The sequence below is a fragment of the Chrysiogenia bacterium genome (assembly GCA_020434085.1).
In the GTDB taxonomy this organism is placed as follows: Bacteria; JAGRBM01; JAGRBM01; order JAGRBM01; family JAGRBM01; genus JAGRBM01.
The window spans coordinates 1-4,455 of record JAGRBM010000151.1; the positions used below are offsets into that span (position 1 = coordinate 1).

At 62.4% G+C, this 4,455-nt stretch carries 5 protein-coding genes; 1 reads left to right on the plus strand and 4 read right to left on the minus strand.

Annotated features, from left to right (window positions below; all coding sequences use genetic code 11):
• The first annotated feature begins 391 nt into the window (after nucleotides 1-391).
• A complete protein-coding gene (locus KDH09_04950) occupies nucleotides 392-1,435 on the plus strand; it encodes a hypothetical protein (GenBank protein MCB0219022.1) in 1,044 nt (347 codons plus the stop codon).
• 75 nt (nucleotides 1,436-1,510) lie between these two features.
• Here KDH09_04950 and KDH09_04955 read toward each other — a convergent pair whose 3' ends face one another.
• The 4 genes from KDH09_04955 to KDH09_04970 all read right to left on the minus strand — a co-directional run.
• The gene (locus KDH09_04955) at nucleotides 1,511-2,002 is read right to left on the minus strand and encodes a hypothetical protein (protein ID MCB0219023.1); all 492 of its coding nucleotides are present in this window, start codon (nucleotides 2,000-2,002) and stop codon (nucleotides 1,511-1,513) included.
• Nucleotides 2,003-2,109: 107 nt separating this feature from the next.
• Nucleotides 2,110-2,967: a sterol desaturase family protein gene (locus KDH09_04960; GenBank protein ID MCB0219024.1), complete on the minus strand. Its 858-nt coding sequence runs from the start codon at nucleotides 2,965-2,967 to the stop codon at nucleotides 2,110-2,112.
• Entirely contained in the window at nucleotides 2,964-4,004 is a 1,041-nt protein-coding gene (locus KDH09_04965) for a hypothetical protein (GenBank protein ID MCB0219025.1), read from the minus strand. The genes KDH09_04960 and KDH09_04965 overlap by 4 nt, the downstream gene beginning before the upstream one ends.
• 44 nt (nucleotides 4,005-4,048) lie before the next feature.
• Nucleotides 4,049-4,455: hypothetical protein (locus KDH09_04970; GenBank protein MCB0219026.1), on the minus strand; the 407-nt coding region annotated here is incomplete at its 5' end.

The window sequence follows — 4,455 nt, forward strand, 5'->3', positions numbered from 1 at the left end:
GGCAACCCCAGGCTCATCAGCAGGGCGCAGAGCATGAGGCCGACAAGCAGGTGATCGAGGGTGTTGTGGAACTGATAGCCGACGTGGGCACGCAGGACTTCTGTGAACGTGGGACTCATGGCGCATCTCCTTCGGCTCGATTTCGAGCGCCAGTTTCCCCATCTCCAACCCGTGCGAACTACCTCCAGTGACTGCCCTCATTATAGCAGGCCGGGGAGCCGAAAACCGTGAGGCAGATCCCGGTTGCCCCGCAACCGCTCCAGACTCTCCCCAGGTGCCCGTCAGGGCAATTTCGGCCGCGTGTTGTGCCTTTGACGCGGATCGCTATACTGGCCGCGCTCTGGAAGGGGCGCCGCGTGCGCCGCCTGCAGCGAAAGGACTTCGAAAGCCCGTGGCAGTTCGCGTCAACTTCTTCGAGATCCCCGGCACCGGCGAGGCCGCGCGCCTGTTCTCGATCCACGAGATCGAGGGGCGCCTCTATGTGAGCGGCTCGAAACTGGCCGACGCGATCATCGTTCTCAAGCGCGAGGTCACCATTGCCGAGCGCAGGATCTCGCGGGCCGACAAGCCGCTCGACTGGATCGACGCCCTGCCCCTGGCCTACGAGCGCGACGCCCTCGTAGCCGCCACGCCCGAGCGCGAGGACCAGACGCTCGAATCGCTGCTGCTTACCGAGCGCACGCTGGTTGCCTGGAGGGGCGTCAAAGAATTCTTCGCCTTCGACTCGGGCACGCTGCGCGACGCCGAGGGCCATCCGGTCTCCCTGAAACACTTCCGCCAGGCGCTCTCGAGCGGTCCCGACGAGTGGGAGCTCATGGTGCCGGTGGCCGAGCTGCTCGAAGCGCTATCCCCGAACCTGCCCGTGCCGAGCATGGACGAGCTCTCCAGCGCTTTCTATCGCGAGCTGCTCGCCTTCCAGCGCGAGTACGGCAACTGGATTCGCCTCTACCGCGAGCCCGCAGTGTGGGACAAGGTGCTCTTCGGCACCCCGGCCGAGCGCATCCCCACACTTGCCAAGGACATCGACCGCGGCCTGTTCGGTCGCGTGGGCGCGCGCTTCTACCCGCGCATCGAGCGCGACGCCATGGGCGCCGACCAGCTCTGGCGCATCCCGCGCGACCCGGGCGGCCCGATCGCCGACGCCGCCGGCATGGTGGTCATGGAAAACGCCGAGCGAAAGCTCGAACAGCGCCTGCTCGATCTCTCGCTCATCCGCGTGCCGACCAAGATCCTGCTCACCCGCATGAAGCGCCAGCGCGTCAGCGAGCGCGTCGAGGAGCTCGAAAAATTCGCCCGTCGCAACAAGATCCTGCGCGAGGGCGAGCGCCTCTTCCTCATCATCGGCCCCGACAACGACCAGCCCGACGCCAAGTGGCACGCCATTAAGGCGGATCCCGACTCGGGGCACGACTGGTTGTTTATCGAGTGGGATTGAGCGGGAGATTGCACCACAAGAAAAGGAGGGCGGGGATCAACCCGCCCTCTCACGTTCGATGGTCTGCGAACAAGCCTACTTGAGACTCTCCAGTAGTTCCTGTTCCCGAACTCCAAGTGATACGCAGATTTGGTTGACTGGTTTCTCATTACCAACTGCCTGAGCTGCTCGAATATCCGTGAATCGCAGCACGGACTCAACCTTCGTTTCCTCTCCCTCGGGCGAAATCGCAATCTGCCACCAGGAATCTCCGGAAACCGTGGAGCCTACGCCTTCGACACCCTTAAGCCAGTTGTCCATCATGGGATATGAGCCACAATCGGCCATGTCCGAAGTGATGGGAATTCGAAATTTGCCTGTTTGAATCCGGTCAGCTTCCTCTCGATCGATTGACCATCCGTTGTCTTCGAGCCAGCGAACGATATTCTTCTGCACAATCTCGGAAGAGCCACTCACCACGGCGCTGTTGTCAGCAAGCTTGGGCGTTTTTTGCGGTGGTTTGTAAGCACAGCCAGTTGCGCCTAGCATCGCCACCAGAGCAACCAAAATAAACAAATGGCGTATCATTTGAGTTCTCCCTAATTTTTGACGTGCAACTAATGTCAGCCATTTCACGGGTCTTGTCAACACTGCCGGCCGGGCATTGGGATGACGCAATATGAATCACCAACAAACTACCCCGCCAGCGCCCGCCAGAGATCGCGCGGGCTTCTGCTCTTCAGCACATCCCGGCCCATGGCCAGCCATTCATGAAACGCGATCGTGAGCGGGTTGCGTGAGTGCAGCTCGGGATCGATGCCGTAGCGGATCGGCACGCTCGCTTTCTCGAATGTTCCGAAGAGCCGGTCCCAGATGATGAAGATCCCGCCGAAGTTCTTGTTCACGTAGGGCTCGTTGGCGCCGTGGTGGATCATGTGGTGGGAAGGCGTGTTGAGGATCCACTCGAGCGGCCCCAGGCGCGGGGCGAGCTGGGTGTGCAGAAAGAGCTGGTAGAAGAGACTGAAGGTCTGCGCGCTCATCACCATGAGCGGATCGAACCCCAGCAGCGGCAGCGGCAGCCAGAAGATCACCGCGGTCTGCGGCACCCATGTCTGGCGGAATGCGGTGCTCAGGTTGAAGTGATCCGAGGAATGATGCGTCACGTGCGAGGCCCAGAACAGCCGCGTGTGGTGGCTCACCCGGTGGAAGATGTAGAAGCACAGGTCTTCGAGCAGGATGAGCACCACCCACTCCCACCACAGGCCGTTCTGGCCCACGTGCCAGGTGCCGGTGCCCAGGCTCGCGATGCGATGATCGAAGCACCACTTGTAGAGCAGGTAGACCACCGGCACCCACAGGGCGCTCAGCAGGAAGTAGCCGCTATACATCGCGCCATTGGCGAGCGAGTCCTTCCACTCGAACAGGTGCCGCTTGCGCACGAGGCTGATGAGCGCCTCGCCCGCCATGAGAACAAAGGCCGCGCCCCACATGACCAGGTAGAGCCGCGCGATGGGCGCGTTGAAAAAGGCGCGGATGTTCTCGGCGAGCATCATTTGACCGGTGCAACCGACCCCGCGATTTCGATGAGATCAGGATAGGCCACGTTGCCGATGAGCGTGAGCTGGGTGCGCCCCTGCGCCCAGGTGAGCGTGGCGTAGGTTCCCATGAAGTTGAGCATGGCCTCGTGGCCATTGGCGAGCGTCACCTTTTTGCCAAGCGGGATCTCGTAGGCATCGCCCAGCGAGCGGCTCTCGGTGAGCGAGATCCACGTCGCGCCGCTGTCCATCATCACCGCAATGACCGGCAGGCAGTGGCGGGAGGGAACGATCTTGCGGATCCTGTGTCCCTCGGGGAGCTTCGTGGGCCCCATCACCTCGAAGTTCATGGTCTCTTTGGCTTCTTCGATTGAGATTCCCTCATCGCGCAGGTTCCACTCGAACACGACGGCGTTGCGCGGGAATTCGAAGGCGAAGGCATCCTGGGGCACTTCCACATCGAAGGTGATGTCCTTGAAGGCCATGCCGTACCAGGGCTCACCCGTTTTGTCGAAGAGATCAATGCGCAGCGGAATCGAGTATCCATCATGGCCCCACACGATGTGTTTGAAACGGTAGGGCTGATCATCGGTGGGAACGACGCGCCAGCGGTTGGCCCGCTGGCCGGCGATGGGATAGTTCCCGTCGAGCGAGTAGGCGTAGGCTCGCAGCGCCTTGTAGGTCTCGCGCTCGATGTGGTCGCGAATCGCGCTCTCACTCGGCACGTCGATGCCGGTGATGCGGATGCCGAAGAGTTCGCCGGGCCACCACATAATCACCTGCGTGCCGTCGTAGATGAAGGTCTCGCCCTTGTGCGCCTCGGGCGCAGTGGTTGTGGCGCGAATCTTCCAGGGCTTCTGGTAGATCAGCTCGCGCACGACCTCGACATCGGGCTCGCCCGGCACGAGCCGCGTCTCGACGATGGTTCCGCGGTAGCTCTGCAGCCGCAGCAGGTCGTCGGTCACCCTGCTGGAGATCATCTGCGCCCAGATGCTCGTGCAGGCCGCCAGGTTCACCATGAGGGCGGCGGCCACCACCTTGATTGCGCGTGCCATAACCTTCTCCTTGAAGCTTCGCTTCTTCTTTTCTTCCAACCCGCTCACTTGCCGTTCCCCTTTGTGCCGGACCAGTGGCCCACCCCGCGCTCGAAGAGCGCGGTCAGCGCGGCAATGGCCTTGCCATCGCTGAGCCCCAGGTGGCCCTTCGCGCCGATGAGACGCTCGACGATGAAGTAGTTGGAAAACTGCATGTAGATGGCCGTGAAGACCACCGCCGGATCGGGCCCGTCGCTGCTCCCGCGCAGCTCGGCAAAGCGCGGCGCCAGCACGGCCTCGAAGCTGCTCATCATCCGCGCGTAGTGGGGGCGCGCATGCACGCCGCCGAACTCGGCGATGTCGACGTAAAGCAGGGTCAGGTAGTCGCTGTGGTGCTCAACCATCTTGCCCACCGCGGCGCCCAGCTCCGCGATGTCATCGGGAAAGCGGCAGTGCAGCAGATACTGCTGGA

Bases quoted from the DNA above. Each gene is read 5' to 3' on its own strand.
- KDH09_04955 (MCB0219023.1), bottom strand. From the start codon at position 2,002: ATGATACGCCATTTGTTTATTTTGGTTGCTCTGGTGGCGATGCTAGGC.
- KDH09_04960 (MCB0219024.1), bottom strand. From the start codon at position 2,967: ATGATGCTCGCCGAGAACATCCGCGCCTTTTTCAACGCGCCCATCGCG.
- KDH09_04965 (MCB0219025.1), bottom strand. From the start codon at position 4,004: ATGGCACGCGCAATCAAGGTGGTGGCCGCCGCCCTCATGGTGAACCTG.